Source organism: Faecalibacterium sp. I4-3-84 (assembly GCF_023347255.1).
In the GTDB taxonomy this organism is placed as follows: Bacteria; Bacillota; Clostridia; order Oscillospirales; family Ruminococcaceae; genus Faecalibacterium; species Faecalibacterium taiwanense.
On sequence record NZ_CP094466.1, the window covers coordinates 2,317,660 to 2,343,643 of the forward strand.

28 protein-coding genes and 6 pseudogenes are annotated in these 25,984 nt (G+C 50.3%); 30 read left to right on the forward strand and 4 right to left on the reverse strand.

Features of this window, described 5'->3' with window-relative positions:
* Window positions 1–130 precede the first annotated feature (130 nt).
* The 9 genes and pseudogenes from MTP41_RS11320 (at window position 131) to MTP41_RS15725 (ending at window position 7,227) form a co-directional block, all read left to right on the forward strand.
* Window positions 131–1,126, forward strand: a complete 996-nt coding sequence (locus MTP41_RS11320; protein WP_249235547.1) for a D-isomer specific 2-hydroxyacid dehydrogenase family protein — start codon at window positions 131–133, stop codon at window positions 1,124–1,126.
* A 251-nt stretch (window positions 1,127–1,377) separates the two neighbouring features.
* Window positions 1,378–1,569, forward strand: a pseudogene (gene tnpA / locus MTP41_RS11325) (IS200/IS605 family transposase); the annotation flags it as partial.
* A gap of 209 nt (window positions 1,570–1,778) precedes the next feature.
* Complete coding sequence (locus MTP41_RS11330; protein WP_249235548.1) at window positions 1,779–3,227, forward strand: ParB/RepB/Spo0J family partition protein; 1,449 nt, start codon at window positions 1,779–1,781, stop codon at window positions 3,225–3,227.
* Window positions 3,228–3,509: 282 nt separating this feature from the next.
* Window positions 3,510–3,851, forward strand: a complete 342-nt coding sequence (locus MTP41_RS11335) for a DUF7768 domain-containing protein (protein WP_003020223.1) — start codon at window positions 3,510–3,512, stop codon at window positions 3,849–3,851.
* Complete coding sequence (locus MTP41_RS11340; protein WP_249235549.1) at window positions 3,851–4,564, forward strand: antirestriction protein ArdA; 714 nt, start codon at window positions 3,851–3,853, stop codon at window positions 4,562–4,564. The genes MTP41_RS11335 and MTP41_RS11340 overlap by 1 nt, the downstream gene beginning before the upstream one ends.
* 133 nt (window positions 4,565–4,697) lie before the next feature.
* Complete coding sequence (locus MTP41_RS11345) at window positions 4,698–5,087, forward strand: PcfB family protein (protein WP_442900369.1); 390 nt, start codon at window positions 4,698–4,700, stop codon at window positions 5,085–5,087.
* A pseudogene (locus MTP41_RS11350) lies at window positions 5,074–5,937 on the forward strand (type IV secretory system conjugative DNA transfer family protein); the annotation flags it as partial. The gene MTP41_RS11345 and the pseudogene MTP41_RS11350, both read left to right, overlap by 14 nt.
* A gap of 124 nt (window positions 5,938–6,061) precedes the next feature.
* Window positions 6,062–6,991, forward strand: a pseudogene (locus MTP41_RS11355) (DUF4368 domain-containing protein); the annotation flags it as partial.
* Window positions 6,992–7,017: 26 nt separating this feature from the next.
* Window positions 7,018–7,227 carry a TnpV protein gene (locus MTP41_RS15725; RefSeq protein ID WP_442900302.1) on the forward strand — a complete coding sequence of 70 codons (210 nt, stop codon included), beginning with the start codon at window positions 7,018–7,020 and terminating at the stop codon, window positions 7,225–7,227.
* A gap of 107 nt (window positions 7,228–7,334) precedes the next feature.
* Here the strand turns inward: MTP41_RS15725 and MTP41_RS11365 are convergent, their stop codons facing one another.
* Together MTP41_RS11365 and MTP41_RS11370 are read right to left on the reverse strand one after the other, a co-directional pair.
* Entirely contained in the window at window positions 7,335–7,625 is a 291-nt protein-coding gene (locus tag MTP41_RS11365; RefSeq protein ID WP_118724380.1) for a type II toxin-antitoxin system YafQ family toxin, read from the reverse strand.
* Window positions 7,622–7,900, reverse strand: coding sequence for a type II toxin-antitoxin system RelB/DinJ family antitoxin (locus MTP41_RS11370; protein WP_005924829.1), 279 nt, complete (start codon window positions 7,898–7,900; stop codon window positions 7,622–7,624). The genes MTP41_RS11365 and MTP41_RS11370 overlap by 4 nt, the downstream gene beginning before the upstream one ends.
* Window positions 7,901–8,026: 126 nt before the next feature.
* Between MTP41_RS11370 and MTP41_RS11375 the strand changes: the two genes are divergently transcribed.
* From MTP41_RS11375 to MTP41_RS11395, 5 genes are all read left to right on the forward strand, one after another.
* The gene (locus MTP41_RS11375; protein ID WP_118724379.1) at window positions 8,027–8,425 is read left to right on the forward strand and encodes a cysteine-rich VLP domain-containing protein; all 399 of its coding nucleotides are present in this window, start codon (window positions 8,027–8,029) and stop codon (window positions 8,423–8,425) included.
* A gap of 113 nt (window positions 8,426–8,538) precedes the next feature.
* A complete protein-coding gene (locus MTP41_RS11380; RefSeq protein WP_118724378.1) occupies window positions 8,539–9,273 on the forward strand; it encodes a phage replisome organizer N-terminal domain-containing protein in 735 nt (244 codons plus the stop codon).
* Entirely contained in the window at window positions 9,270–10,133 is an 864-nt protein-coding gene (locus MTP41_RS11385) for an ATP-binding protein (protein WP_118724377.1), read from the forward strand. The genes MTP41_RS11380 and MTP41_RS11385 overlap by 4 nt, the downstream gene beginning before the upstream one ends.
* A gap of 64 nt (window positions 10,134–10,197) precedes the next feature.
* Window positions 10,198–10,371, forward strand: a complete 174-nt coding sequence (locus MTP41_RS11390; protein ID WP_432649095.1) for a transposon-encoded TnpW family protein — start codon at window positions 10,198–10,200, stop codon at window positions 10,369–10,371.
* 77 nt (window positions 10,372–10,448) lie between these two features.
* Entirely contained in the window at window positions 10,449–10,814 is a 366-nt protein-coding gene (locus MTP41_RS11395; RefSeq protein WP_118724375.1) for a hypothetical protein, read from the forward strand.
* A gap of 56 nt (window positions 10,815–10,870) precedes the next feature.
* Here MTP41_RS11395 and MTP41_RS11400 read toward each other — a convergent pair whose 3' ends face one another.
* Window positions 10,871–12,184 carry a hypothetical protein gene (locus MTP41_RS11400; RefSeq protein ID WP_117470902.1) on the reverse strand — a complete coding sequence of 438 codons (1,314 nt, stop codon included), beginning with the start codon at window positions 12,182–12,184 and terminating at the stop codon, window positions 10,871–10,873.
* A 124-nt stretch (window positions 12,185–12,308) separates the two neighbouring features.
* Between MTP41_RS11400 and MTP41_RS11405 the strand changes: the two are divergent.
* From MTP41_RS11405 to MTP41_RS11425, 5 genes and pseudogenes are all read left to right on the forward strand, one after another.
* Window positions 12,309–13,205: pseudogene (locus MTP41_RS11405) on the forward strand (VirD4-like conjugal transfer protein, CD1115 family); the annotation flags it as partial.
* Window positions 13,206–13,303: 98 nt separating this feature from the next.
* Window positions 13,304–13,432 (forward strand): annotated as a pseudogene (locus MTP41_RS11410) (Maff2 family mobile element protein); the annotation flags it as partial.
* A 192-nt stretch (window positions 13,433–13,624) separates the two neighbouring features.
* Complete coding sequence (locus MTP41_RS11415) at window positions 13,625–13,948, forward strand: PadR family transcriptional regulator (RefSeq protein WP_005927798.1); 324 nt, start codon at window positions 13,625–13,627, stop codon at window positions 13,946–13,948.
* On the forward strand, window positions 13,945–14,532 hold the full coding sequence (locus tag MTP41_RS11420) for a DUF2812 domain-containing protein (protein ID WP_005927795.1): 588 nt from the start codon (window positions 13,945–13,947) through the stop codon (window positions 14,530–14,532). The genes MTP41_RS11415 and MTP41_RS11420 overlap by 4 nt, the downstream gene beginning before the upstream one ends.
* Window positions 14,533–14,777: 245 nt before the next feature.
* Complete coding sequence (locus MTP41_RS11425) at window positions 14,778–15,098, forward strand: hypothetical protein (RefSeq protein ID WP_044960761.1); 321 nt, start codon at window positions 14,778–14,780, stop codon at window positions 15,096–15,098.
* A 51-nt stretch (window positions 15,099–15,149) separates the two neighbouring features.
* On the opposite strand, the gene MTP41_RS11430 is transcribed toward MTP41_RS11425, so the two are convergent.
* Window positions 15,150–15,668, reverse strand: a complete 519-nt coding sequence (locus MTP41_RS11430) for a hypothetical protein (protein ID WP_249235550.1) — start codon at window positions 15,666–15,668, stop codon at window positions 15,150–15,152.
* Window positions 15,669–15,741: 73 nt separating this feature from the next.
* Between MTP41_RS11430 and MTP41_RS11435 the strand changes: the two genes are divergently transcribed.
* From MTP41_RS11435 to MTP41_RS11490, 11 genes and pseudogenes are all read left to right on the forward strand, one after another.
* The gene (locus MTP41_RS11435) at window positions 15,742–16,140 is read left to right on the forward strand and encodes a plasmid mobilization protein (protein ID WP_215663057.1); all 399 of its coding nucleotides are present in this window, start codon (window positions 15,742–15,744) and stop codon (window positions 16,138–16,140) included.
* Window positions 16,112–17,734, forward strand: coding sequence for a relaxase/mobilization nuclease domain-containing protein (locus MTP41_RS11440; protein ID WP_249235551.1), 1,623 nt, complete (start codon window positions 16,112–16,114; stop codon window positions 17,732–17,734). Before MTP41_RS11435 ends, MTP41_RS11440 begins: the two co-directional genes overlap by 29 nt.
* A gap of 184 nt (window positions 17,735–17,918) precedes the next feature.
* Window positions 17,919–18,131 (forward strand): hypothetical protein, encoded by a 213-nt coding sequence (locus MTP41_RS11445; protein WP_005927784.1) that lies wholly within the window; start codon window positions 17,919–17,921, stop codon window positions 18,129–18,131.
* Window positions 18,121–18,870: a phage replisome organizer N-terminal domain-containing protein gene (locus MTP41_RS11450; protein ID WP_006555734.1), complete on the forward strand. Its 750-nt coding sequence runs from the start codon at window positions 18,121–18,123 to the stop codon at window positions 18,868–18,870. The genes MTP41_RS11445 and MTP41_RS11450 overlap by 11 nt, the downstream gene beginning before the upstream one ends.
* The gene (locus MTP41_RS11460; protein ID WP_330220985.1) at window positions 18,867–20,795 is read left to right on the forward strand and encodes a MobA/MobL family protein; all 1,929 of its coding nucleotides are present in this window, start codon (window positions 18,867–18,869) and stop codon (window positions 20,793–20,795) included. The genes MTP41_RS11450 and MTP41_RS11460 overlap by 4 nt, the downstream gene beginning before the upstream one ends.
* Before the next feature lie 66 nt (window positions 20,796–20,861).
* Window positions 20,862–21,506: a CHC2 zinc finger domain-containing protein gene (locus MTP41_RS11465; RefSeq protein WP_249235552.1), complete on the forward strand. Its 645-nt coding sequence runs from the start codon at window positions 20,862–20,864 to the stop codon at window positions 21,504–21,506.
* Window positions 21,475–22,812, forward strand: a complete 1,338-nt coding sequence (locus MTP41_RS11470; RefSeq protein WP_007047420.1) for a virulence-associated E family protein — start codon at window positions 21,475–21,477, stop codon at window positions 22,810–22,812. Before MTP41_RS11465 ends, MTP41_RS11470 begins: the two co-directional genes overlap by 32 nt.
* A 241-nt stretch (window positions 22,813–23,053) precedes the next feature.
* Window positions 23,054–23,251, forward strand: coding sequence for a hypothetical protein (locus MTP41_RS11475; protein ID WP_007047419.1), 198 nt, complete (start codon window positions 23,054–23,056; stop codon window positions 23,249–23,251).
* Complete coding sequence (locus MTP41_RS11480) at window positions 23,252–24,922, forward strand: recombinase family protein (protein WP_005335872.1); 1,671 nt, start codon at window positions 23,252–23,254, stop codon at window positions 24,920–24,922.
* 91 nt (window positions 24,923–25,013) lie between these two features.
* A pseudogene (locus MTP41_RS11485) lies at window positions 25,014–25,094 on the forward strand (Maff2 family mobile element protein); the annotation flags it as partial.
* An 11-nt stretch (window positions 25,095–25,105) separates the two neighbouring features.
* Entirely contained in the window at window positions 25,106–25,972 is an 867-nt protein-coding gene (locus MTP41_RS11490; protein ID WP_249235553.1) for a VirB6/TrbL-like conjugal transfer protein, CD1112 family, read from the forward strand.
* The last annotated feature ends 12 nt before the right edge of the window (window positions 25,973–25,984 follow it).

Below are 25,984 nucleotides of genomic sequence, written 5' to 3' on the forward strand. Positions count from 1 at the left end.
CTGTTTTGCGCGCATTCATATGGAAAGATGAATCCTCATTTTTAAGGTGAATAAAATTCACGCAGTAAAATGCATCCATCTGTGCAGAACGTGCTACAATAGGTACAAAATAAGCCGGGAGGGAAGTTTTATGGCAACAAAAGTCTTTTTTTACACCCTGCGCCCCTACGATGAGCTGGGCATCGCGCAGCGGCTGGCACCGCAGCTGGATGTTGAGTTTGGCTCTGTGCAGGAGTATCCCACGCTGAAAAACGCTGAACTGGCAAAGGGCTATGATGCCGTGTCGGTAACGCCCTGTGATATGAGCGCGCCCATGGTCAAGCGGTTTCACGAGCTGGGCGTAAAGTCCATCTGCTGCCGTTCCATCGGCTATGACCACGTAGACCGCGAGACGGCCAGGGAACTGGGCATGAAGGTGGCCAATGTGGACTACCCGCCAAACGGCGTTGCAAACTTTGCCATTATGCTCATGCTGATGAGCCTGCGCAAGGCAGGGCACATCCTCAAGCGCGGCGAAGCGCAGGACTACTCCCTGCAGGGAAAAATCGGCCGCGATATTTCCACCTGCACTGTGGGTGTGATCGGTACGGGCCGCATTGGCCGCACGGTGCTGCAGCATCTGTCCGGCTTTGGCTGCCGCCTGCTGGCCTACGACCTGTACCCCAACGACGAGGTAAAGAAGATCGCCGAGTATGTGCCGCTGGAGACCCTGCTGGCGGAAAGCGATGTCATCACTCTGCACACCAACGCTACGGAGGAGAATCACCATCTCATCGATACCAAAGCAATTGAGAGCATGAAGCCGGGCGTGACCATCATCAACACCGCCCGCGGCAAGCTGATCGACAGCGATGCACTGATCGCCGGGCTGGAAAGCGGCAAGATTGGCGCGGCGGGCCTGGACGTGCTGGAAAATGAGAACGGTCTGTACTATTATAATCGCATGGGCGATGTGATCCCGAACCCGGAGCTGGCGGCTCTGCGCAGCATGCCCAATGTGATCCTGACCGACCACACGGCTTTCTACACCCACGAGGATGTGGAGAGCATGGTGCGCGGTGTGCTGGAAAGCGCGGTTGCCTTTGAAAAAGGCCAGCCCACCCGGCATGATGTGACGGACCTTTGATTTGTCCGGCAGACGATTTTGAATGGCCACCGTTGCACTCTGGCCATCTTCAACGGAAACAGTATTTCTGAATAGAGCAGATCCCGGCAGACTGCGGTTTGCCGGGATCTGCATTCATATAGAAAACCACAAGCTATGCTTGTGGAAGAAAAGAGCCGTAGCGTTGAAACGGTAGAAAAAGAACCTCCTTTTGCTATAATTAGAAGCGGGTAACGCCAACCGCATACTAAAGCAAAAGGAGGTTCATCCATATGGACGAGAAAAGTTTATCACATACGAGCTGGAATTGCAAATATCACATAGTGCTAGTACCGAAATATCGCAGGAAAGTGATATACGGAAAGCTAAGAAAAGATATTGGAAAAATACTAAGGAGACTATGCGATTACAAGCATGTAGAGATAATAGAAGCACACGCGATGCCAGACCATATCCATATGATTACTTCCTATTAGGAACACTGTAAATACAAGGCTTTTCGGAGCCTACAAACCAGAAAAAATAATATTTGATCTATCACATTACGCAAAAAGCCGTCCGGCATGAGAAACGGACGGCTTTTTTGCGTGGATAGACGGAAAGGAGGCACAAAAATAACTACAAAATTTTAGCGCTCTAATTTGTGCAACTTTAACGAAAAGGAGGATCGTAAATGGCCGATGAAAAATTGAATACTGGCCCTGCGGAGAATATTTCCCCGGAGGCCGCCGAGCCTATCACCACACCCGAACAGGCCGCAGCGCCTGAGCCCCAGCAGGAACAGACCGGGCCTGCCATACCTGAGTCCGGCGATGTGGTTGTGTCCTTTGACAAAATCAATGAACTTATGGCGGAAAAGAGGCAGAACGCCCGCGCCGAAGTCGAAAAGGCGGAAACCCCCGAAACGCCAGAGGCGGCAGCCCCCGGAGAAACACCGCAGCCCGCCAATACGGAGGAACCGAAAAAGCCGCGCCGTGGCCGTCCGCCGAAAGCGGAAAAGGCTGCGACTGAAAATCAGAAAGCGGAGAAATCGGCTGGGGCCCGCAAGGGCCGCCCACCCAAGGCGGATAAGGCGGCCCCTGACAAGCCCAAGCCGTCCAAACGAGACAACGTGTCCCGAAGCGATGGAAAGGCCCCGGATGCCAAGGAGCCCATTAAGCCCGCACAGGATACGGCACTGAAGGAAACTGCTGCTGTGGAACAGACGGCTCCCGAGCCGACCACACCGCCCCGCCCGGTTGAGGAAGGCAAGCTGGTTTATCTGAAACTTTCCGAGGTTCATCCGTTTCACACATTCCGTCCGCACCCCTTTAAGGTACGGGACGATGCGAAGATGCAGGAAATCGTTGCTTCTATCCGCGTAAACGGTGTAATGGTTCCCGGTCTTGCCCGCCCGGAGAAAGATGGAAACGGCTATGAAATTGTAGCGGGCCATCGCCGTACCCACGGCAGTGAACTGGCGGGGCTGGAGGAAATGCCCTTTATTGTCCGTGAAATGACCGACCACGAAGCGGTGCAGGCCATGAAGGACAGCAACAAGCAGCGTGACGGGATGCTCCCCAGCGAATTGGCCGCGCTGCTGGAACTCGAGGTTGAGGACATCAAGCATCAGGGCGGGCGGCTGAAAGGCGTTGCGGAAGGCGATGTCGGGAAACGCTCGGTTGAGATTGTGGGCGAGGCGCATGAGATGAACTATAAAAAGGTCATGCGCTACTTGCGGCTCAACTCCCTTGTGCCGGAGCTTCTGGATAAGGTAGACGATAAAAAGATGGGCTTCATGCCTGCCGTGGAGCTGTCCTACATCAAACCGAAAAATCAGAGACTTATTGCTGTTTCCATTGACGGGGAGCAGGCTTCACCCTCACTGGCTCAGGCCAAACGGCTCCGGGAGTTGGATAAAGAGGGCAAACTCAACGGCGATGTCATTGACGGTATCTTATCAGAACAGAAAAAGGAGGATCGAGGCGTGATTATTTCTACTGCGGAACTGGAAAAGTATTTTGGCAAGGAGGTTACTCCCGCCAAAATGAAAGAACAGATTATGTCCCTGCTGGATGACTGGAAAGAAAAACAGCCGCCGGAACTGGCAAAAGCCCCGAAAAAGCAGGAACTTGACAAGTAACAACTTCGAGACACTTTGTCCCGAGGGCCCCGCCCTCGCGCAGAGGCTCTGGTGGTATAGATCCCCCGTCGCCGCCTGTTTTTTAGTACAGCCGGGAGTGGGCCGTCAAGGGTGCAGCGCACCGCCGTTTTCGGCGGCTCGCCCTTGACGGTCTGCCCCGGCTGTGCTATTTCCCGGCAAGCGGCGGGGGTATATCCTCCAGAGCCGCCCCCTTTCCCAAGACTGGGAAAGGGCGTGGGGTTTGGGTTGAACTTTCTTATTAAAATATCGGAGGTATGAACGATGAAACGACCCCTTGCTTATATCACCGCTGCATGGCTCGGCGGCGATAGTGAAAACGCAGAACTGGCGGCGCAGTATTGCCGCACCGTGTATGAGGCAGGCTTTTCTCCTATTTGCCCGCCCCTGTACTTGCCCCTGTTTCTCAATGATGCTGTTCCCGAGGAGCATAAAAGCGGCATCGACATGAGCCGTGACCTGCTCCGCCGTTCTCATGTGCTGGTTGTCTGCGGACACAGTATGACCGAAGCCATGAAAAATGATATTGCCGTGGCCCAGCGGCTGGGAATTACGGCAACAACCCTTGAGGGCATCCTGACCGTCAAGGGACAGGGCCGCCGCTGATGGCGACCCTGTTTGAAGCCTACGTTACCAATGCGGAGAAGTACAGCGAGGGCCAGCTTGTGGGTGAAACACTGAAATTTCCCACAACCGCCCAGGAGGTGGAGGCTCTCTTGAAACGGATCGGCGTGGATGGCGTCCGCTATCAGGAAATTTTTATTACCTCTTTCGATGGGGATGTGCTGGGGCTCTATGACCATTTGAGCGAGTATGAAAATCTGGATGAGCTTAATCATCTGGCCTGCCTGCTTTCCGAGCTTACCTCATCGGAGCTGGAAACACTGGAGGCCGTCCTCGACAGCGGCGATCACTGTTCTTCGGTGCGGGACATCATCAATCTGACACAAAATCTGGACTGTTACGGTTTTTACCCCGGCGTATCTGATGAAGAAACGCTGGGGCGTATTTATGTGGACGATCTGGAAATGTTGGATGTGCCGGATCAGGTAAAACCGTATTTCGATTATGAGGCGTATGGCCGGGATGCCTGCATCCACGAAAACGGCCATTTTGCCCCGGGCGGCTATGTTGTCAAAGAAAGCGAGCATTTCGTGGAAGTGTATCACGGCTTGCAGGATATTCCCAAGGAGCATAAGGTATTCTCTTTCCCGAAGCTCTCTATCCGGGAGCAGATGGCGGCTTATCAGGAAATCATAGACGGTTCTTCTTTGGAGGGCTACCGCCAAATGCAGAAAAAAGACCGTGGGGATCGGTAATGGCACTTCGAGACAAATTGTCCCAAGGAAGGAGGCGGTGTAACTGATTGATGAAGATATTTCCCGGCGCACGATAGCCATATCTGTAAAAACGACCAAGCTGACGGCGCGGGGACTGGCGTATGTGCTGGGCATGGTGGGTCGGAAGATCCGCAAGGCATACCGTGGGCGGCAAGTACCACATGGCAAACAAAGTGTGCGAAAGCTCATGGCCCACGGCACAGCCACAAACAGCATTGAGCTATCCGGGGATGCCAAGTCCTTTGACCGCGTGGCCCGGAAATGGAATGTGGACTATGCGTTCTATAAAACCGGATCGGACAAATACCTGCTGTTTTTCAAGGCTGGACAGGCAGACGCAATGACCGCCTGCTTTTCTGAGTATTCCCGGAAGGTGTTAAGCAAAGCAAAATCGAACCGTGTTCCCATCCGAGAACAACTGCAACAGGCGGCGGATCAGCTTTCCAAAGAAAAGCCGAAACAAAAAGAACGTGCAAAGGAGGTGGCCCATGAGGACAGATAAGATCAGAAAATATCTCATTCCGAACATTCCCTATCTGTTCATCCTGTGGGCGTTCCTCAAGCTGGGGACAGCCTACCGGCTGGCGGCGGGTAACGATTTTGCACATAAGCTCATCGGACTGGGCCAGACGATTGGCCCGGCCTTTGCTGACTTTGCACCCGGTCTTGCCCCGCTGGATTGGCTTGTTGGTATTGTAGGCGCAGTTGGTTTCCGGCTGCTGATCTATTTCAAAAGCAAGAACGCTAAGAAGTTTCGGCGGGATGCAGAATACGGCAGCGCTCGATGGGGAACGGAAAAAGACATCAAACCGTTTGTCGATCCGAAGTTTGAAAACAACGTGATTTTGACCGGGACGGAGTTTCTCACGATGAACACCCGCCCGAAAATCCCCGCAAATGCCCGAAACCTGAATTGCTGTATTATCGGCTCATCCGGCTCCGGCAAAACCCGCTTCTGGCTTACGCCCCAGCTTTTACAGGCCCATTCCTCTTATGTGGTGGTCGATCCCAAAGGTGGTGTGCTGGGACAGGTCGGGGCTTTCCTGCAAAAACGCGGGTACAAAATCAAGGTATTCAACAGCATAGATTTTTCAAAATCCATGCACTATAACCCGCTGGCGTATATCCGCAACGAGGCCGATATTCTGAAATTCGTGGATGCCCTGATTTCCAACACCAAGGGCGAAGGCAAGGAAGGCGATCCATTCTGGACGAAATCGGAAACGCTTTTGTACTGTGCTCTGATCGCCTACATCATTTTCGAGGGGCCTGCCGAGGATCGGAACATGAATACCCTTGTGGATATGATTTCCGGCATGGAGGTCAAGGAGGATGACGAGGATTTTATGAACGGTGCGACCCTAATTGCAGTGTAAAACTCCCGTAGTAGGGTGACACCACTGCAAACCTGATAAGAGGTGCTAAGGAGGTGAAAAGCGGCACACTCTTGTAGGTAATTGATATGACTGGAGGCGGCATTGTGCCGATTGCGGCGGCAAGATGTATGTCCACCGCACCAACAATGGCAAGAGGATTTCTCAATATACCTGTTCCAATTATACCAAAGTTCCGTGTGGGACACTATGCCATACACAACACCGTATCAATGAGAGTGCTGTTCTGACATTGGTTTCCGACACGCTCCGGGCTATCGCTGAATATTCCAAAAATGACCGGACGGAATTTATTCACACCGTTCAGGAAACGCAGGTTGCCCAACAGAGTGCCGATATAGCGAAAAAGCGCAGGCGTCTGGCCGCTGCTCAAAAGAGAGCCGGAGAACTGGAAAAACTGATTTGCAAAATCTATGAGGACAATGTCCTCGGCAAGCTGCCGGATGCACGATATAGGGCGCTTGATGCACAGTATGCCAAAGAGCAGGACGCACTTGAGATTGAAATTGCGGAGCTGGAAAAGGCTGTTACCGGCTACGAGCAAAGCCAGAAATCAGCGGAGAAATTTATAGCCCTGATTGATAAATACGAGAATTTTGACACGCTGACAAACACCATGCTCAATGAGTTTGTAGAGAAAATCCTTGTCCACGAACGCGCCCGAAAAGGCAGTCAGGACACCACGCAGGAAATTGAAATCTACTTCAATTTTTTAGGACGCTATATCCCACCATCCTTACAGCCGGTTCCTTTAACCCCGGAGGAACAGGAAGAACTGCGGAAAAAAGAAGAACGCAAGGACAGGCTTCATCAGAATTATTTGAAGCGGAAAGCCAGCGGCGCACAGAAACGGTATGAGGACAAAATCAAGGCGAAGAAAAAAGCGGAAATGGACGCTAAGAAAGCCCTGATCCGGGCTGAGGATATGAAAAAAGGCGTTTTTTCTACTGTCGGACAGCTGCCGAAAGAAGAACCACGCAAAGGCAGCATAGCAGCCAGCGCAGCAGTCTAATCATCACGAAGCAAAGGAGAATGAATATGAGTAAGTTGACTTACATTCGTTGTGGAGATTATGATATACCCAACCTAAAACTTTCTGAACAGCCGGAAACTTCTATCGGCAAGTACGGCAGAATGCGAAAATCCATGCGGGAGGATTTGAAAGCAGTGGAACGGCTCCGCAAAACCGCCGATCAGCTGTCCCGACAGGAAAGGGATAAGTCTCACGACCGTGGGCCGGAGCGGTAAAGGCTACCGCGTTTTGGCGTATCCCTGTCAAGTGCGTCGCGTTTCACGACATACTTTTGCATACAGAAAAACCGCCGTACAGGTTTCCCCATACGGCGGCAGACTGTTTATTTGCCGAACAAATCGCTGTGTGTGCCGGTGCGGGCCAGCGTCAGCACCAGAACATCATCCTCTATGCGATAGACAAGCAGCCAGTCCGGGAGAATATGACATTCCCGATGGCATGCCCAATCGCCGGACAGGTCATGGTCACGGTTTTTATCCGGCAGCGGCTCGCCCATTGCCAGCAATGCTACGACCTGCTCCAGCAGCTCAATCTTCAAGCCACGCTTGATGGCTCGTTTGTAGTCCTTTTTGAAACTGGTCGTGTACTTGACGGTATATTTGGTTTCTTTCATCTTTTCAGGTCAGCAAACAACTCGTCAAGGTCATTGTAGCCCTTTACAGACGGGTCTTTTGCAATCCTTTCCGCTTCCAGCATGGCAGCAACCGTTTCTTTGTTCGGCTGTTCCAGCCTTACTTCAAAGGGAATGCCGCCTTCACGAAGCGACTGGCGCACAAAGATGTTAAACGCCGTAGTCAGGTTCATGCCAAGTTCAGTAAACAGTGCGTCCGCCTGCGCTTTCAAATCTGCGTCCATGCGGATACTGATGTTTGTGGTATTTCCAGCCATACGATCAACCCCTTTCTGCTGGCAATTATAGTATATGCCATTTGCACGAAAAAAACAATACTTTGCACGAATATTTAACAATAAATTCACTGGAGGAGGTTACACGCTTTATGAAAGAAATCATTTATGAAGAACAACAAGACTGAACCTATCCTTGTCATGGATTACCGCCAGTACCGCAGAGCGCGGAGGCTGGTGCATGAGTGCTGCAACTACATCGACGGAAACTGTATCGCTCTGGACGATGGGGAGGAATGTGTCTGTGTCCAGTCTATTTCCTACTCCCTGTTGTGCAGGTGGTTTCGGACGGCGGTATTGCCGCAGGATAAGGAACTGGAAACGGCGCTGTTCCATCGGCTAAATGCTAAGAAGTGCGCCGTATGCGGGGCGCTGTTTACCCCCGGTTCTAACCGGGCCAAATACTGCCCGGAATGTGCCGTACGCATGAAGCGGATCAACGCCGCAAAGCGCAAGCGGAAACAACGGGAGAAATGTCACGCTTTAGGGGCTGAAAAACCCTTGTAAATCAAGGCTTTTTTCGAGGGTGTCAACGGTAAGCTGATAGATTTATCCTCTGACCCCTAAAATAGCCTTAAAATGCGTACAGAATCCCAAGAGAACCCCAAAGGAGGAACCCTATGTCAGACAATCGAAAATATTATTACCTGAAACTCAAAGAAAACTATTTTGACGATGATTCCATCGTGCTGCTGGAAAGTATGCAGGACGGTGTGCTGTATTCCAACATTCTGCTCAAGCTGTATCTGAAATCGCTGAAACATGGCGGACGGCTTCAACTTGACGAGGACATCCCTTACACGGCGCAGATGATTGCCACCATTACCCGCCAGCAGATCGGCACTGTGGAGAGAGCCTTGCAGATCTTTTTGAAGCTGGGTCTTGTGGAGGTGCTGGACAGCGGCACATTCTACATGAGCAACATCGAACTTTTAATCGGCCAGTCCTCTACCGAGGCTGAGCGAAAGCGGGCTGCGAGGCTTCAAAATAAGGCTCTTTCTGCGCTCCAGACAAGTGGCGGACATTTGTCCGACATTCGTCCACCAGAGATAGAGATAGAGTTAGAGAAAGAGATAGAGATAAAGAGAGAGATAGAGAAGGGACACCCCGCCCACGCCTATGGCCGTTACCAGAATGTTTTCCTGACGGACGGGGAACTGGCAGACTTACAGGCCAGCTTTCCCACTGTATGGGGCCAGTACATCGAAAAGCTGTCCGAGTACATGGCTTCTACCGGCAAGCGGTATCAGAGCCATGCCGCCACCATCCGGCGCTGGGCCGGTGAGGACGCTAAAAAAACGATCACACCCTCACGCAACCGGGATTACAGCGTAAAGGAGGATGAAACTGTATGATTGAGATTACCGCAGAAATCCGGGCGCTGATCGACAAGGCAGCCGCCAGTGTGGAGCTGGCCGGGGACGAGTACATAGACCCGGCAGACGGCCTCATTCACTGTAAGAGGTGCGGCGGCCAGAGGCAGACCGTTGTGCCATGCTTTGGGAAACCCGGCTACTTCATGCCCCGCTGTATCTGCCAGTGCCAGCGGGAGACCGAGGAACAGCGCAAGGCCGCTGAGGAACGGCAGCGCCGCATGGAGCGTATCAAGCGCCGGAAGGCCCAGGGCCTGCAAGACCGCTATCTGTACGACTACACCTTTGCCAACGACAACGGCCAAAATCCCCTGATGGACAAGGCCCGCGCCTATGTGGAGAACTGGAAAGAGGCATATAAGAGCAATATCGGGCTTTTGCTGTTTGGAGATGTGGGAACCGGCAAGTCTTTCTTCGCCGGATGTATTGCCAACGCTTTGCTTGACCAGGATGTGCCGGTGCTGATGACGAACTTTCCCACCATTCTGAACCGCCTGACCAGGATGTTCTCTGAGGACAGGTCGGAGTTTATTGCCAGCTTTGACGAGTATGACCTGCTTATCATTGACGATCTGGGAGTAGAGCGCAGTACCGAATATGCTATGGAGCAGATGTTTTTCGTCATCGACAGCCGCTACCGCAGCCGCAGGCCCATGATTATCACAACAAACTTGAAACTGTCCGAGCTGAAAAACCCGCCTGATCTGGCCCACGCCCGTATCTATGACCGTATTCTGGAACGGTGTGCGCCGATTCTTTTTGACGGGAAGAATTTCCGGGAAGAAAATGCCGGTGCTACCCGACAGACAGCAAAAGACATTGTAAACAGTAAGCAAGACTGATTTTTTACCGGGCGGCACAGACCCGTTCGGAGAAAGGAGCGCCATGAACAGAGAACCCCGTACTATGCAGATGGCAGATGCCGTTACTGCGTCCAGAGCGCTGGAAAACACGCCGGCGATGGTAAAGAAAATCGGTAAGACAACCTACAAGGTTCATGTCCATTTCAGCAATACCAGCACAGAAACCATGAGCGATAAAATCAAGCGTATGCTCAAAAATGAAATTCAGCAAATGTGACAGACTGATAAACGAAGCCGCCTTGTGCTAAACTGATGATGGTACGCGCCAAAATTTTTGTTAAGGAGGACAAGAAAATGCTTTACACAGAAAAAGAGAAACATGAAATTGAGCGAGTAAAGGAAGTCTTTGCGGAACATCTGCGGCAAAGCCCTGATTTTGAACTGCTCTGGTCGGACAAGGTGGGCTATGTCTGGCTGACGATTGGCGTCAATCCAGTCTATGTGGATACCGGTATCAGAATCGAATCAGCCGCCGATCTCTGCGGCAGGTGTTTGGATGATGTTGCTATGGATGTTTTGTATATGACGGGCAACGATCATGCACTGGAGGAAGCCGATCCGCTGGAATTGGCCGAAATCAAGCGGCGCTGGGAGCCATATATCAACCAGCTGCCGGAATATGCGTATATCTGCGACGATTTACTAAGTGGACGCAAATAATTCACATGCAAACGTGCCAGAAGCAATAAAATGCTTCTGGCACGTTGTTACGAATTTTAGAGCTTTCTATGGTTTCGATACTCTATTATTCCCCAAAACAGTCCGAGAATAAACAGCGTGACCACAATAATAAAGCTGTATTTGAATGGTACACCAAAATGTGCTTCTATGACATCAAGAGTTCCGATAGCACTGAGTAAAGAAATAATGTATAGCAGAACATTCAAAATCGCAGAGTTTCTGCTTTTCTTTAGTTCATTTTGTGCAGTCAAATAGGATATTTTTAGGTGAAGAGCTTCTGCGTGTTTTTTGTAAGGCTCGCTTTCCTTAATGTAGTTCAATAAATTATGAGTTTCAATTGGAAGATTAGGAGAGCAAAAAAGATTCTGCAAGTAAATATCATTTCGTACCGACCGCCGAAGATCTGTTTCATTTTCAAGGTTAGAGTTTTGAAAAATATGAATATAGAGTTTTAGCGATTCCAATATAATGGCCGAATATAAAATTGGTTGAAAGTTATCACAATCAAAGTCAGAAACTACACTACAACCAGCTTGTGGATAATATTGGTATATTTCCACTGTACTAATGTCCTTAATTGGTTCAGCAGGCGCTTTCGTATCAATGAGTTTGCAAAAGTAATCTGAAATATTTTCAATATTATTCGAAAAGACCAATGTGTCATGCACAAAGAAATATTCTTGGGAACGATAACACTTATTTGTCAATTCCCAGATAAACTCAGAAATATTTTCATATATTATTTCAGAAATTTTCATTCCTGCCTCGACAGGTTTCTCTTCATCAAAGAATTGATATTTCTCCACAGACAGTAGGTTGTAGTTTTCTGCTTTTGCCCCGACATCATCTTTGGCAAGTGGTTTTCCTGTTTTGTAGTTTATGACTTCAAAAACAATGAACAAAACACTGTTCATCATAAAGGCACCGGCATCAATTTGATACATCTGACCATTTATCCAAACTAAAAATGGCTCTAGCCAGAAAGTAAATTCGATTTTGAAATATCGTTCATCAACTAAGATAGATTGTGCGTGCCTAAGATTGATATAGAAACCGGAATCTTTCAAAGAGTCACTTGCATCGTTTTCTTTTTCAGCTGAATCTTTTGATTTGAAGGAAAATGTAGTCGCTTGATGTACATAATCATATTGGGCCGTTACCTCCATTTTCCCATCAACAGAAGTAATAGTCTCGTCTGTTGCCACGAAAGAAAGATGATGCTTTTCCAGTAAGGATTGCATCTGCTTCTTTTTGTGCGGGATAACATTACGAAGTTTTCGTAAAAACCAGTTTGTCGCTTTATACTGTGTCGAATTATATGCGCTTAAAAATAAAACAGTATCATCCACTTGCAATGACCTCCGATCTCGTCAGTAAAATTTATATTATTAATTATACAGCCAAATGACATACACAACAAGCATAGTGCAACAGATAATACTGTTGCTTATTTTTTTGATAAAAAGTCCTTGACAACTCGTTTCGGGCAAGACGGCAAAAAGCATTTTGATTTCCTGCGGTGCGCGACTGGCTCCCTTTGACATCCCGCAGCTTCGTGAAGTCATGGCTTATGACGAATTGGAGCTTGACCGCATCGGAGATCGGAAAACGGCGGTATTCTTCATCATTTCCGATACCACGCAGACCTACAACTTTTTAGTGGCACTTGCATTTTCGCAGATGTTCAATCTGCTGTGCGAGAGGGCCGACAATGTTCACGGAGGCCGCCTGCCCCATCATGTACGGGTGCTGTGGGACGAGGCCGCCAACACAGGGCAGGTTCCCCAGCTTGAAAAGATCGTGGCTGTCATCCGTTCCCGTGAGATCAGCTTGACGCTGTTCTATCAGCAGTTGGCTCAGTGTAAGGCGATTTACGATAAACACGCCGAAACCATTTTGGGAAATATGGACAGCGTGATATTCCTCGGGGGCCGGGAGGCCAGCACCATCAAGGAAATATCCGAGAACTGGCTGGGTAAGGCTACAATCTCCATGCAGACGGACAGCCGCTCCCGTGGCCAGTCGGAAAGCTACAGTCAAAATAACCAGCGGCTGGGCCGGGAATTGATGACACCCAGCGAGTTGGCAACCATGCCCGGGGATAAGTGCATTTTACAGCTTCGGGGCCTGCCCCCGTTCTATTCCCCGAAATACGATTTGAAAAAGCACCCGAACTACCGATATACGGCTGAAGCCGACAAAAAGAAAAACACCTTTGACCTTGACCGGCTTATCAACCGCCGCAGGCGGCCCGGGCCGGACGAGCTGTGTGAGGTGTATGCCGTGGCTGTGCCGGATGATGGGCTCACAAGCGAGGACGAGGACATCCTCAATTATGATGACATCGACGATCCGGACGCCTTTGCATAAATAGGGCTTTGGGACAAAGTGTCCCGAAGTTTGTAACCTGCCGCCTGCATGGGCGGCTTTTTTGTTACCGGGAAAATCCCGGAGAAATGGAGGCTTATATGGCATTTTTCTCATCTGCAATCGACACTTTACAGACCCTCGTTATCGCGCTCGGCGCTGGCCTTGGCGTATGGGGTGTGGTCAATCTGCTGGAGGGCTACGGCTCGGATAACCCGGGCTCCAATGCTCATGTGCGGTAAAGAAGCAACAACACAAATTGAGAACAGCGTACCCTACTATTCTGTATCAAAGTGGAGCAGTAACACGAAAATGTTGCTGCTCCATTTTCATGCCCCTTAAATAATTTCCTTGAATCTGCTTGACTTATATTACGGTTAGTGATATATTTATTACAGTAATCGTAATAAGGAGGCTGGACTATGAGAGACAATGCAAAAAGTGGCGCACTTACAGAAGTGACCTTTTATATTTTACTCTCTCTTTATACACCAAAACACGGATACGCCGTTATGCAGTTTGTTGAAGAAAAAACGGGCGGGCGGCTTTCGTTAGGCGCAGGCACTTTATATGGAGCATTAAACTCTTTGCAGGACAAGAAGTGGATTGAACCTTATGGAGATAGTGAGGGAAGAAAAAAAGAATACCACATTACAGCACAGGGAAAAGAAATTGCAGAAAAAGAGCTTGCAAGACTAAATGAACTTGTAAGCATTGCAAGTGAAATTATTGGAGGTGCAGTATGAGTAAAAAATGTTATCGCTTTTTTGGCGGATTGCTAAATACGCAGGAAAAATGGCTAAACAAAATGTCTGAAAAGGGTTATCGACTTGTTCGGACAGGAAAACTGTTATACGAATTTGAAAAATGCAAGCCCGATGAAGTGACCTATTGTGTAGAGTTTATCGGAGAAAAATCAAAAGAGAGTTCAATAGATTATGCTAATTTTTTGGAGGATATGGGATATAAGGTGTTTTTTAAAAATATCAATCTAAACTATTCTGTTGGAAAAGTTCGTTGGCGCCCATGGGCAGAAAGGGGCGGTCGTATTGCGACAAACACAACAACTTTTAATCGAGAAATCTTGATTGTGGAAAAAGCAAATGATGGAAAGCCTTTTGAACTCCATACCTCTTATGACGATAAAGAAAAATATTATCGCAACTTACGCAATCCGTGGCTATTTCTACTGCTCATGTTTGCACTATTCGCAGTTACAAAGCAATCTATAATCTTTGGTATTTTTGCGTTGGTTTCTGTAATTCCTGGCAGTATATATCAAATACAGATAATGAAAATCCGGAAGGAAGCCAAGACACAGGAATGGTGAGGAAATAAATAGCAAATCCAGCCGAGCCAGTCAACGGTCAAGATGAACGGCGCAAATGTGCCACCGTTGACAGCCGCCGCCCGTCCTGCTTTTGTGGCAATCAAGGGAGCGACAGACTAAAGTGCTGTCGCTCCCGCCCATTATGGGGGAAAGACAGTAGAAAATTTCACATCTATGTGCTATAATAGTTCCGACAGAATGAAATATAAATATATATTTTACACTACGGTATGGGGAGTATAAAAATGACAGGAGAACAATTTGTTAAGTTATGCTACGAAGAAAAGAAAACCATTTTAGCCGAATACTTCAATCCTAATTCTTCATCAGTTGTCGGCAAAAAAATCAGTGCAATAACTGAACAAGGTATATCAAAAGATGATTTGTATGATCTATTGAATTTGGTGCTAAAAGAAAATTACTATACTTTGTTGCTTGGATTGGACGGAGAAGCGTCGTTAGGTAATACTCAAATTACCTATAAGCTTTATGATGAAAATGGCAACTTGCTTAACGAATGTGGAGAGCTTGAAGCCGCCGCATACAGATACTTTGTAGAAGAATGATCTTCAAATTTAATCTTGTCAATCATACATAATACAACATAATACACATTTTCACAGGACAGCCAAAATCGGTTGTCCTTTTCTTTTACCCAAAAGAGGGAACGGGAGACTAAAATTGAATACTGCTCCAAACAGCAACGCCACAGATTTTTGAAAATCCGTGGCGTTTTTTGCTCCCATTTTTGGCAAAACGCCCCGTTCCCTTGTAGTAGTGAGTGACGGGGAAGTTTGCCCGAAATGGGCTTGCCTGCCGTAGTAGTGATGAAAAATCCAAATGAGCGTTTGGCATTTTCCGTTTCTGTCCGTAGAGGGGAACAAAGGTGGGCAGGACACGCCTCCGCAATCGCTATATTGACGAAAGCAGCCACACCGACCCTTGTAGATTGCCGCAAAGTCAGCCGCAGAGGAAAGTGGCAGTTTTTCAGAGCAAGATTCTACCGCAGTACCAAAATTCGCTTTTCGCTCATTTTGCCCCTGCGGGAATCTTGTTGGGGAGTGCCTTCCCCAAACCCTGCTTATGCGGCTTGCGCCGCTGAAAAATCCCTCAAAATATTTTTTCGGATTTTTCAAAAACAGTTCCGCTTCACACCCCGTTTTTCTCCTATTAGTGAGAGGACACCACGCACAGAAAGGAGGTTTTACCATGCGAAAACGATACAACACGCCGCACCGCAGCCGGGTAGTCAAGACACGCATGACCGAGGAAGAATACGCCGAGTTTGCGGAAAGGCTTTCTGCTTACAACATGAGCCAAGCCGAGTTTATCCGGCAAGCCATAACCGGGGCAGCCATACGCCCCACCATAACCGTTTCCCCCGTCAACGACGAGCTGCTTGCCGCCGTCGGGAAGCTAACCGCCGAATACGGCAGGATCGGCGGCAACTTAAACCAGATAGCCCGGACGCTGAACGAGTGGCACAGCCCCTACCCGCAGCTTGCCGGGGAGGTACGGGCGGCGGTTTCCGACCTTGCTGCCCTAAAGTTTGAAGTCTTGCAGAAAGTGGGTGACGCTGTTGGCAACATTCAAACATATCAGCTCTAAAAATGCTGACTATGGCGCAGCGGAAGCCTACCTCACATTTGAGCATGACGAGTTTACCATGAAGCCCACCCTTGATGAAAATGGGCGGCTGATACCGAGGGAGGATTACCGCATTTCTTCCCTCAACTGCGAGGGCGAGGATTTCGCTGTTGCCTGTATGCGAGCCAATCTCCGCTATGAGAAAAACCAAAAACGGGAAGATGTGAAAAGCCACCACTATATCATCAGCTTTGACCCACGGGACGGGACAGACAACGGCTTGACCGTAGACTGGGCGCAGGAGCTGGGCGAGCAGTTCTGTAAAGAGCATTTCCCCGGACACCAAGCCTTAGTCTGCACCCACCCGGACGGGCATAACCACAGCGGCAATATCCATGTGCATATCGTCCTCAACTCCCTGCGGATTTATGAAGTCCCGCTTCTGCCCTACATGGACAGACCAGCCGACACACGGGAGGGCTGCAAGCACCGCTGCACCAACGCCGCTATGGAATATTTCAAGAGTGAAGTCATGGAGATGTGCCACCGGGAGGGACTTTACCAAATCGACCTCTTGAACGGCAGCAAGGAACGGATAACCGAACGGGAATACTGGGCGGCAAAGAAAGGGCAGCTTGCCCTTGATAAAGAGAACGCCGCCAGAGAAGCCGCAGGACAGCCGACCAAGCCCACCAAGTTTGAAACGGACAAGGCGAAGCTGCGCCGGACGATACGGCAGGCACTTTCCCAAGCTACCAGCTTTGACGAGTTTTCTTCCCTTTTGCTGCGGGAGGGTGTGACCGTCAAGGAGAGCCGGGGGCGGCTTTCCTACCTCACACCGGACAGGACAAAGCCTATCACAGCCCGGAAGCTGGGGGACGATTTTGACAAGGCTACTGTCCTTGCCCTGCTTACACAGAACGCCCGCAGAGCCGCCGAACAGACCAAAGCCATACCCGAATACCCTGCCGCAGTTAAAAAGCCGTCACAAGGGGAAAAAACCACAAAAACCACCCCGGCAGACAACACCTTGCAGCGCATGGTTGACCGGGAAGCCAAGCGAGCCGAGGGCAAGGGCGTGGGCTATGACCGCTGGGCGGCAAAGTACAATCTAAAGCAAATGGCGGCTACCGTTACCGCCTATCAGCAGTACGGCTTTTCTTCCCCGGAGGAACTGGACGAAGCCTGTTCTGCCGCCTATACCGCCATGCGGGAAAGCCTTACAGAGCTGAAGCAGGTGGAAAAGACGCTGGACGGGAAAAAGGAGCTGCAACGGCAGGTGCTTGCCTATTCCAAGACCCGCCCTGTCCGGGACGGGCTGAAACAGCAGAAAAACGCCAAAGCAAAAGCAGCCTACCGACAGAAGCACGAAAGCGACTTTATCATAGCAGACGCAGCCGCCCGTTATTTTAGGGAGAACGGCATTTCCAAGCTGCCAAGCTATAAAGCCCTGCAAGCAGAGATTGAAACCCTTATCAAAGAGAAAAACAGCGGCTACAACGATTACCGGGCAAAACGGGAGGAATACCGCCGCTTACAGACCGTCAAGGGCAATATCGACCAGATTTTACGCCGGGAGCGCAAGCCTGTGAAAAGGCAGGAACAGGAGCGATAAAAACCACCCCAAAATGTACCCGAACCCATACAGAACAAGGGGGCTGCCCCGTACCCTATCCCCAATACCAAAGGATTTTTTAACGGGCTTACAGGGCAGAAAAACCCCGAAAATGATACCGAGATGATACAGAATTACCGCCGATACCGCCACACCAGTGGAAACGGCAGAAAGGAGCGCACCCATGCCAAGAATGAGCAAGAAACGGCGGCTGGAATGGTCTTTTTTCCTGCGGCAAGTGAAAGTCGGGAATACCACCTGCGACCGTATCACATACAACGACCTCTGCCGGGGCTGTACCCATAGCTGCAAGCAGAGCTTCCGGGCGGTTATCATACTCTGCCCCCGCTACTACTCCAAACGCCGGAAAAAGGAGGACAGGGACAATGGCAGATAACCGCAAGTATTACTACCTCAAGCTGAAAGAGAACTTTTTTGACAGCGACTCCATTGTGCTGCTGGAAGATATGAAAGACGGGATTTTATACTCCAATATCCTCTTGAAGCTGTACTTAAAATCGCTGAAAAACGGCGGGAAATTGCAGCTTGACGAGCATATCCCCTACACAGCGCAGATGATAGCGACACTGACCCGCCACCAGATAGGGACGGTTGAGAGGGCTTTAGAGATTTTCCGGCAGTTGGGGCTTGTGGAGCAGCTTGACAGCGGGGCTTTTTATATGACCGATATTGAGCTGATGATAGGACAGTCCTCTACCGAAGCCGAGAGGAAACGGGCTGCAAGGCTGGAAAACAAGGCACTTTTACCGCCCCGGACAAAAGGCGGACATTTGTCCGACATTCGTCCACCAGAGATAGAGATAGAGTTAGAGAAAGAGATAGAGATAGAAAAAGAGAGAGAGGGAGAAACGGGACACCCCGCCCCCGCTGCTTATGGCAGATACAACAATGTGATACTGACCGATACAGAGCTTTCCGGGCTGAAAACAGAGCTGCCCGACAAGTGGGAGTATTACCTTGACCGGCTTTCCTGCCATATCGCTTCCACCGGGAAGCAGTACCACAGCCATGCAGCCACCATTTACAAGTGGGCGCAGGAGGACGCTGCCAAAGGCAAGGCTGCCCCGAAACAGGGCATACCCGATTATTCATGCAAGGAGGGCGAGAGCTTATGAGAAACGGGATTGAAGCTATGATTACGGACATTACAGCCACTACCGCCGAAGCGGAGGACTACACAGGCGAGGACGGGCTTTTATACTGCGGCAAGTGCCATACGCCCAAAGAAGCCTATTTTTCAAAAGAAACCGCCCAATGGTTAGGGCATGACCGACACCCGTCAGAGTGCGACTGCCAGCGGGCAGCCCGTGAAAAACGGGAAGCCGCTGAAAGCCGACAGAAGCACCTTGAAACAGTGGAGGACTTGAAACGCCGGGGCTTTACCGACCCTGCTATGCGGAACTGGACATTTGAGCATGACAACGGCAGAAACCCGCAGACCGCAACCGCCCGTTTTTATGTGGAGAGCTGGGAAACCATGCAGGCTGAAAATATCGGCTACCTGTTCTGGGGCGGCGTGGGGACAGGAAAAAGCTACCTTGCCGCCTGTATCGCCAACGCCCTTATGGAAAAAGAGGTTGCCGTCTGCATGACAAACTTTGCAACAATCGTCCACAATGAAATCCTGCTCCCGGCAAACGCTCCCCTGGAGTACACAGACCGCAACACCCTCTGGAACGCTGCCGAAGCTGTTGAGAAGCAATGGAACTCCCAGCTTGCAAGGCGGTGGGTGCTTTCCATTCCCAGAGAGATACCGCCCGACCAGTACGCCGCCCTTGTACGGGATTTCTGCCGCCAGCAGTTTGTTTCCAAAGGAATGTGCGTGGATTTTGCCATCCATGACAAAGGGGACGGAAACCCACACGCCCATGTCATGCTGACCATGCGGGCAATGGATGAGCGTGGGAAATGGCTTCCCAAGAGCCGCAAGGTCTATGAACTTGATAAGAACGGGGAACGAATCAAGCTCCCGTCCGGCAGGTGGAAAAGCCACAAGGAAGATACGGTTGACTGGAACGACCGCAAATATGGCGAAATCTGGCGGCATGAATGGGAGGTCATCCAAAACCGCTATCTGGAAGCCAACAACCGCCCGGAACGAGTAGATCTCCGTTCTTACGAAAGACAGGGGCTTGATATTATCCCTACCGTCCATGAAGGGGCTGCTGTCCGGCAGATGGAAAAGCGTGGGATTCAGACGAACATCGGCAACCTGAACCGAGAAATCAAAGCCGCCAATAGTTTGATGAAGTCCATCCGGCAGCTTATTAAAAATCTCAAAGGCTGGATTGCGGAGCTTAGCGAAAAGCGGAATGAACTGCTTGCCCAAAAAGCTGCGGAGGAAGCGGTCTTTCTTCCCAATCTGCTGATGAAGTATATGGAGATACGAAAGGCAGAACGGAGCAGCTGGACACGGGCGGGACAAAGCCGGGGGACTTCCAAAGACTTAAAGGCAGTCAGCGAAGCCCTGTCCTATCTCCAGAGAAAGGGACTTTCCACCGTGGAGGATTTGGAAAACTTTATAGAAACGTCCGGGAAATCTGCCGCCGACTACCGAAAGCAGATGAAGCCAAAGGAAACCCGCAGCAACGTGATTGACGCTATCCTTGCCGCCCGGACGGACTGTAAGGAATGTAAGCCCGTTTATGAGAAATACCAGAAGATATTTTTCAAGAAAACTAAGGAAAAATTCAAGCTGGAACACCCGGAGGTTGCCCGGTTTGAGAAAGCCAGTGCCTACCTTGCCAAGCACCCGGACGATAAGGACAGCACGAAAAAGGAGCTTTTGCAGGAACAGGCGAAGCTTGTGGACGAAATCGCAGACTTGAAAGTACCGTTGACCGAGGTGCAGGAAGATTTGAAGAAGCTGTGGGACATCCGCTACTGGGTACGGAAAGCCACACCCGGCACAGAGGAAAGCAAAGAGCCGCCCAAGAAGCAGCCCCTCAAAGAAGTCTTGCAGGATAAGGCTGACGAGAAGAGAGCACAGAAAAACGCCCCGGCGCAGACGAAACACAAACAACAGGATATGGAGCTTTAACAGGCACTTGCCATTTTCAGATTGAGAATGATAAGTGCCTTTTCTTTTTTACAAGGAGGAATTGATTTGAATGTATTTGAAGCTGTGAAGCAGTCCGTTACGACAAGACAGGCTGCGGAGCATTACGGAATCCGGGTAAACAGAAACGGGATGGTTTGCTGCCCGTTCCACAACGATAAGACCCCCAGCATGAAGCTGGACAAGCGTTTCCACTGCTTCGGATGTGGTGCAGATGGGGATGTGATTGATTTTGTAGCTGCCCTGTACGGGCTGGGGAAAAAGGAAGCCGCCGCACAGTTGGCGAGTGACTTCGGGCTTGCCTATGAGGACTGGAAGCCACCGGGCAGGGCAAGGAAGCCCAAGCCCCGGCAGAAATCCCCGGAAGAACAGTTCCGGGAAGCAAAGGCACATTGCTTCCGTGTCCTTGCCGATTATCTACACCTCTTACGGGTATGGAAAACCGACTATGCCCCGCACTCCCCGGAGGAAGCGTTTCATCCCCGGTTCGTGGAAGCCTTGCAGAAGCAAGACCATGTGGAATATCTGCTGGATGTGCTGCTGTTCGGGGAAACAGAGGAAAAAGCGGCTTTGATTACGGAATACGGAAAGGATGTGATACAGCTTGAACAGCGAATGGCAGAGCTTGCCGCCGCAGACGCAGCAAGAACTAAAAAACACCATGAACGCCATGCAGCCGCCCCAGAGCGTTGAGGAAGTAAAGGCAACTCTGGAAACCACCGAGAAAGGCGGTGTCCGCCAGAGCATACGGAACTGCCTGACCGTATTCCAGCGTGACCCGGTGCTTGCCGGGGCAATCGCCTATAACATCCTGACCGACCGAAAGGACATCATAAAGCCCATCGGTTTTCACAGAGAAAGCACAGCCCTGACCGATACAGACATGAAGTATCTGCTTCTCTATCTGGAGGAAACCTACGGGCTGACCAGTGAGAAAAAGATTGAAACCGCCATCGGGATTGTGGCGAATGAGAATAAGTACCACCCCATCCGGGATTTTCTGAACAGCCTTGCATGGGACGGGACGGAGCGCATCCGCTTCTGTCTGCGGCACTTTCTGGGGGCGGATGTGGACGATTACACCTATGAAGCCCTAAAGCTGTTTCTTTTGGGGGCGATTACAAGGGCATTTAAGCCCGGAAGCAAGTTTGAAATCATGCTGTGTCTGGTAGGCGGTCAGGGGGCTGGCAAGTCCACCTTCTTCCGTCTGCTGGCAGTCCGGGACGAGTGGTTTTCCGATGATTTGCGGAAGCTGGACGATGATAACGTGTACCGCAAGCTGCAAGGTCACTGGATAATTGAAATGTCGGAAATGATGGCAACCGCCAATGCCAAGAGCATTGAGGAAATCAAGTCTTTTCTAAGCCGACAGAAAGAGGTTTATAAGATACCCTATGAAACCCACCCGGCAGACCGTCCCCGTCAGTGCGTGTTCGGCGGTACTTCCAACGCCCTTGACTTTCTCCCCCTTGACCGTTCCGGCAACCGCCGATTTATCCCGGTCATGGTGTACCCGGAGCAAGCCGAGGTTCACATTTTGGAGGACGAAGCCGCTTCCAGAGCCTATATCAGCCAGATGTGGGCGGAAGCAATGGAGATTTACCGAAGCGGCAGGTACAAGCTGTCATTCAGCCCAGCCATGCAGCGGTATCTCAAAGAACACCAGCGGGATTTTATGCCGGAGGACACCAAAGCCGGGATGATACAGGCTTACCTTGATAAGTACACCGGGGAAACGGTCTGTTCCAAGCAGCTCTACAAGGAAGCCTTAAATCACACCTTTGACGAGCCGAAGCAATGGGAAATCCGGGAAATCAACGAGATAATGAACCAGTGCATTACCGGGTGGAACTACTTTTCCAATCCAAGAATGTTTGCGGAATATGGCAGACAAAAGGGCTGGGAGCGTGAAATCCCGGCAACGGACACCGACAACCCGCCCGAAAAATCTATGGACGGTTTTGTGGAGGTCACGGAGCAGATGGAGCTTCCATTCTGAAAATGACAGCCCGTTGCCGACTTCGTTGCTATCCCGTTGCCGAGCCGGTTGCCGGGGAAAAACCCATAACTGCGGGCTTTTCTCCCCTATGACAACCAAAACAACAGAAAAATAAAAGAAAAGTATAAATAGTAACCACCGCCAGATTGAGATTGTTTGCAAGGTCTTTTGAAGCCCGTTGCCGGACTTCGTTGCCGACACCCTCTGTCTGGCTATTTTCATGTATGGAGGATAACTGCCTATGGCAAAAAACAAAACAGAGATTCATGTGACCACTGTATTTGACGGGGAGCTGGACGCCACCGATGTGTTCGTCAGCCTGATTTCCCAGAAATACGGCAAGTCAAATACAAAAGAATATCTTGCTAAAAAGAAAGAATTGAAGTATAATGAAGATGAGGTTCAAAAGAGCCGGATACCGTCTGGATTGTGTGGGTAAATGGCTATGATGAACGAAATGGAATACAGAACAATCGGTTCGGCACTTGCCGGGGGCTATCGTGCAGCGGTCTATTGCAGACTGTCAAAGGACGATGACCTGCAAGGCGAAAGTGCCAGTATCGCAAACCAGCGTGATATGCTGGAAAAATACTGCGAAAAGCAGGGATGGGAGGTTGTGGCAGTCTATCAGGACGATGGCTTCACAGGTCTTAATATGGAGCGTCCTGATTTACAGAGAATGTTGAGATCCATTGAGCGCAGGCAAATCAACCTTGTTATCACGAAAGACCTCAGCCGACTGGGGCGTAACTATCTGCAAACCGGGCATTTGATTGAGGACTTTTTCCCAAGAAACGGGGTGCGCTATATCGCCATGAATGACGGTATCGACACCTTACGGGATAACAACGACATTGCCCCGTTCAAGAATATCCTGAACGAGATGTACAGCAAGGATATTTCCAAGAAAGTCCATTCCTCTTATCTTCTGAAAGCGCAGAAAGGACAGTTTACCGGGTGTCTTGCCCCGTTTGGGTATCGGAAAGACCCGGAGGACAAAAACCATCTGCTCATTGACGAGGAAACCGCCCCGATTGTGCGGCTGATTTTCGGATATGCCCTAAACGGTCATGGTCCGAACTATATCCGCAGACGGCTGGAGGAAGAAAAAATCCCCTGCCCCACATGGTGGAACCGGGAACGGGGGCTTCGCAATACCCGCACCAAATGGGAAAAGAAAGACCCGGAAAACGGGCGGTATATGTGGGACTTCTCCGTTATCAAAGACCTTTTGATGAATCCCGTCTACACCGGGGCGATTGCTTCCCAGAAAAAAGACTACCGCTTCAAAATCGGCACGATTGGGGAAAAGAAACCGGAGGACTGGGTTGTGGTTGAGGGACAGCACGAACCGCTGATTGACCGCATGAGCTTTGATATTGTGCAGAACAAGCTGAAATCCCGCCAGCGTCCGGGGCAGACCAATGAAATCAGCCTGTTTGCCGGACTGATAAAATGCGGCGAGTGTGGGAAGTCGCTGACGATACGCTACACAAACGCAAAACATCCCCAGCGGATTTACTCCTGCAAGACCTACAATGCCTTTGGAAAGAACCACTGCACCCAGCACCGGATTGACTATGACACCCTTTACAGCCATGTGCTGCGGAAAATCCGGGAATGTGCCAGAGCTGCCCTGATGGACGGGGAAGCGGTTGCTGACCGCCTGACCAATACCTGTGAAGCCGAGCAGCGGGAACAGCGGGAAGCAATGGAACGCTCCCTTACAAGGGACGAGGAACGGATTGAGGTTCTGGACAAAATGGTCATGCGGCTTTATGAGGATATGATTGCAGGGCGTATCAGTGAGCAGAATTTCAACACCATGCTGGAAAAGACACAGACCGAGCAGACGGAGCTTAAAACAAAAGTGTCCGAGGGCAGAAAGCGGCTGTCCGATGAAGTCCAGCTTGCCAATGACGCAAAACAATGGGTGGAAGCCATTCAGGAATACGCCAACATCACAGAGCTGGACGCAGCCACCCTCAACCGCTTAATCAAAGAAATCGTCGTGCATGAGCGCATTGACGAAGATAAAACAAGACACATTTCTATCGAAATTCATTTTAATCTCAAACCCATCCCGGAGGTGGAACAGGTCACTGCCTGACCTGTCCCGCCGGGACGGTTCTCTTAAAAAATACCATATAGATTTTTTGTACGCCGCCGCCCGCCATCGAGCAGAGTTTTACACCTAATTGGGGATAAAACAGCTCATGGCGGGCGGCGGCATCATCGTCATTGGCACCACACTGATCCCTCTGCTGTCTGGCCTGTTTTAAGGTAGGCGCTTATGGATTTTCTCACCGACTGGCTCACAAACTGGCTCAAAGAGCTTCTGATTGGCGGGATCATGGGAAACCTCGAAGGGCTTTTTGATACCGTCAATGCCAAAGTCGGAGAGATTGCGGCACAGGTAGGGACTACCCCGGCGGCGTGGCACGCCGGGGTTTTCTCCCTGATCCGACAGCTTTCCGAAACGGTGATCCTGCCGATTGCCGGAATGGTGCTGACCTTTGTTGCCACTTATGAGCTCATACAGATGCTTTTGGAAAAGAACAATATGCACGAGGTTGACGTTGCGAACCTTTATAAATGGATGTTCAAAACGGCCTGTGCAATCCTGATCCTGTCAAATACATTCAATATCGTCATGGCCGTGTTCGATGTGTCGCAGAGCGTTATCGCGCAGGCAGGCGGGCTGATTCAAGGCTCTACCGATGTTTCGGCGGATATGCTTGCCGAACTGGAAACCTCGCTGGAGGCGATGGACTTGGGGCCACTTTTGGGGCTGTGGCTGCAGTCTGCGCTCATTGGCTTCACGATGAAGGCGATGGGAATTATCATTTTCGTTTTGGTGTATGGCAGGATGCTGGAAATCTATCTGCTGACCAGTCTGGCCCCCATCCCCGTTGCCACGCTTTCCAACCGGGAGCTTGGCGGCACCGGGCAGAACTACATCAAGTCCTTGTTTGCCGTGGGCTTTCAAGGGCTGCTGATCCTTGTATGTGTTGCAATTTACGCAGTGCTCATTCAAGGCATCGCAACAAGCGGCGATCCCATCGGGGCAATTTGGGGAACTGTGGGCTACACGGTTTTGCTTTGCTTCATGCTCTTTAAGACCGGGAGCATTGCCCAGCGTATCTTCGGCGCTCATTAACAGGAGGTGGTA

Bases quoted from the DNA above. Each gene is read 5' to 3' on its own strand.
- MTP41_RS11320 (WP_249235547.1), top strand. From the start codon at position 131: ATGGCAACAAAAGTCTTTTTTTACACCCTGCGCCCCTACGATGAGCTG.
- MTP41_RS11330 (WP_249235548.1), top strand. From the start codon at position 1,779: ATGGCCGATGAAAAATTGAATACTGGCCCTGCGGAGAATATTTCCCCG.
- MTP41_RS11335 (WP_003020223.1), top strand. From the start codon at position 3,510: ATGAAACGACCCCTTGCTTATATCACCGCTGCATGGCTCGGCGGCGAT.
- MTP41_RS11340 (WP_249235549.1), top strand. From the start codon at position 3,851: ATGGCGACCCTGTTTGAAGCCTACGTTACCAATGCGGAGAAGTACAGC.
- MTP41_RS11345 (WP_442900369.1), top strand. From the start codon at position 4,698: ATGGTGGGTCGGAAGATCCGCAAGGCATACCGTGGGCGGCAAGTACCA.
- MTP41_RS15725 (WP_442900302.1), top strand. From the start codon at position 7,018: ATGAGTAAGTTGACTTACATTCGTTGTGGAGATTATGATATACCCAAC.
- MTP41_RS11365 (WP_118724380.1), bottom strand. From the start codon at position 7,625: ATGAAAGAAACCAAATATACCGTCAAGTACACGACCAGTTTCAAAAAG.
- MTP41_RS11370 (WP_005924829.1), bottom strand. From the start codon at position 7,900: ATGGCTGGAAATACCACAAACATCAGTATCCGCATGGACGCAGATTTG.
- MTP41_RS11375 (WP_118724379.1), top strand. From the start codon at position 8,027: ATGAAGAACAACAAGACTGAACCTATCCTTGTCATGGATTACCGCCAG.
- MTP41_RS11380 (WP_118724378.1), top strand. From the start codon at position 8,539: ATGTCAGACAATCGAAAATATTATTACCTGAAACTCAAAGAAAACTAT.
- MTP41_RS11385 (WP_118724377.1), top strand. From the start codon at position 9,270: ATGATTGAGATTACCGCAGAAATCCGGGCGCTGATCGACAAGGCAGCC.
- MTP41_RS11390 (WP_432649095.1), top strand. From the start codon at position 10,198: ATGCAGATGGCAGATGCCGTTACTGCGTCCAGAGCGCTGGAAAACACG.
- MTP41_RS11395 (WP_118724375.1), top strand. From the start codon at position 10,449: ATGCTTTACACAGAAAAAGAGAAACATGAAATTGAGCGAGTAAAGGAA.
- MTP41_RS11415 (WP_005927798.1), top strand. From the start codon at position 13,625: ATGAGAGACAATGCAAAAAGTGGCGCACTTACAGAAGTGACCTTTTAT.
- MTP41_RS11420 (WP_005927795.1), top strand. From the start codon at position 13,945: ATGAGTAAAAAATGTTATCGCTTTTTTGGCGGATTGCTAAATACGCAG.
- MTP41_RS11425 (WP_044960761.1), top strand. From the start codon at position 14,778: ATGACAGGAGAACAATTTGTTAAGTTATGCTACGAAGAAAAGAAAACC.
- MTP41_RS11435 (WP_215663057.1), top strand. From the start codon at position 15,742: ATGCGAAAACGATACAACACGCCGCACCGCAGCCGGGTAGTCAAGACA.
- MTP41_RS11445 (WP_005927784.1), top strand. From the start codon at position 17,919: ATGCCAAGAATGAGCAAGAAACGGCGGCTGGAATGGTCTTTTTTCCTG.
- MTP41_RS11450 (WP_006555734.1), top strand. From the start codon at position 18,121: ATGGCAGATAACCGCAAGTATTACTACCTCAAGCTGAAAGAGAACTTT.
- MTP41_RS11460 (WP_330220985.1), top strand. From the start codon at position 18,867: ATGAGAAACGGGATTGAAGCTATGATTACGGACATTACAGCCACTACC.
- MTP41_RS11470 (WP_007047420.1), top strand. From the start codon at position 21,475: ATGAACGCCATGCAGCCGCCCCAGAGCGTTGAGGAAGTAAAGGCAACT.
- MTP41_RS11475 (WP_007047419.1), top strand. From the start codon at position 23,054: ATGGCAAAAAACAAAACAGAGATTCATGTGACCACTGTATTTGACGGG.
- MTP41_RS11480 (WP_005335872.1), top strand. From the start codon at position 23,252: ATGGCTATGATGAACGAAATGGAATACAGAACAATCGGTTCGGCACTT.
- MTP41_RS11490 (WP_249235553.1), top strand. From the start codon at position 25,106: ATGGATTTTCTCACCGACTGGCTCACAAACTGGCTCAAAGAGCTTCTG.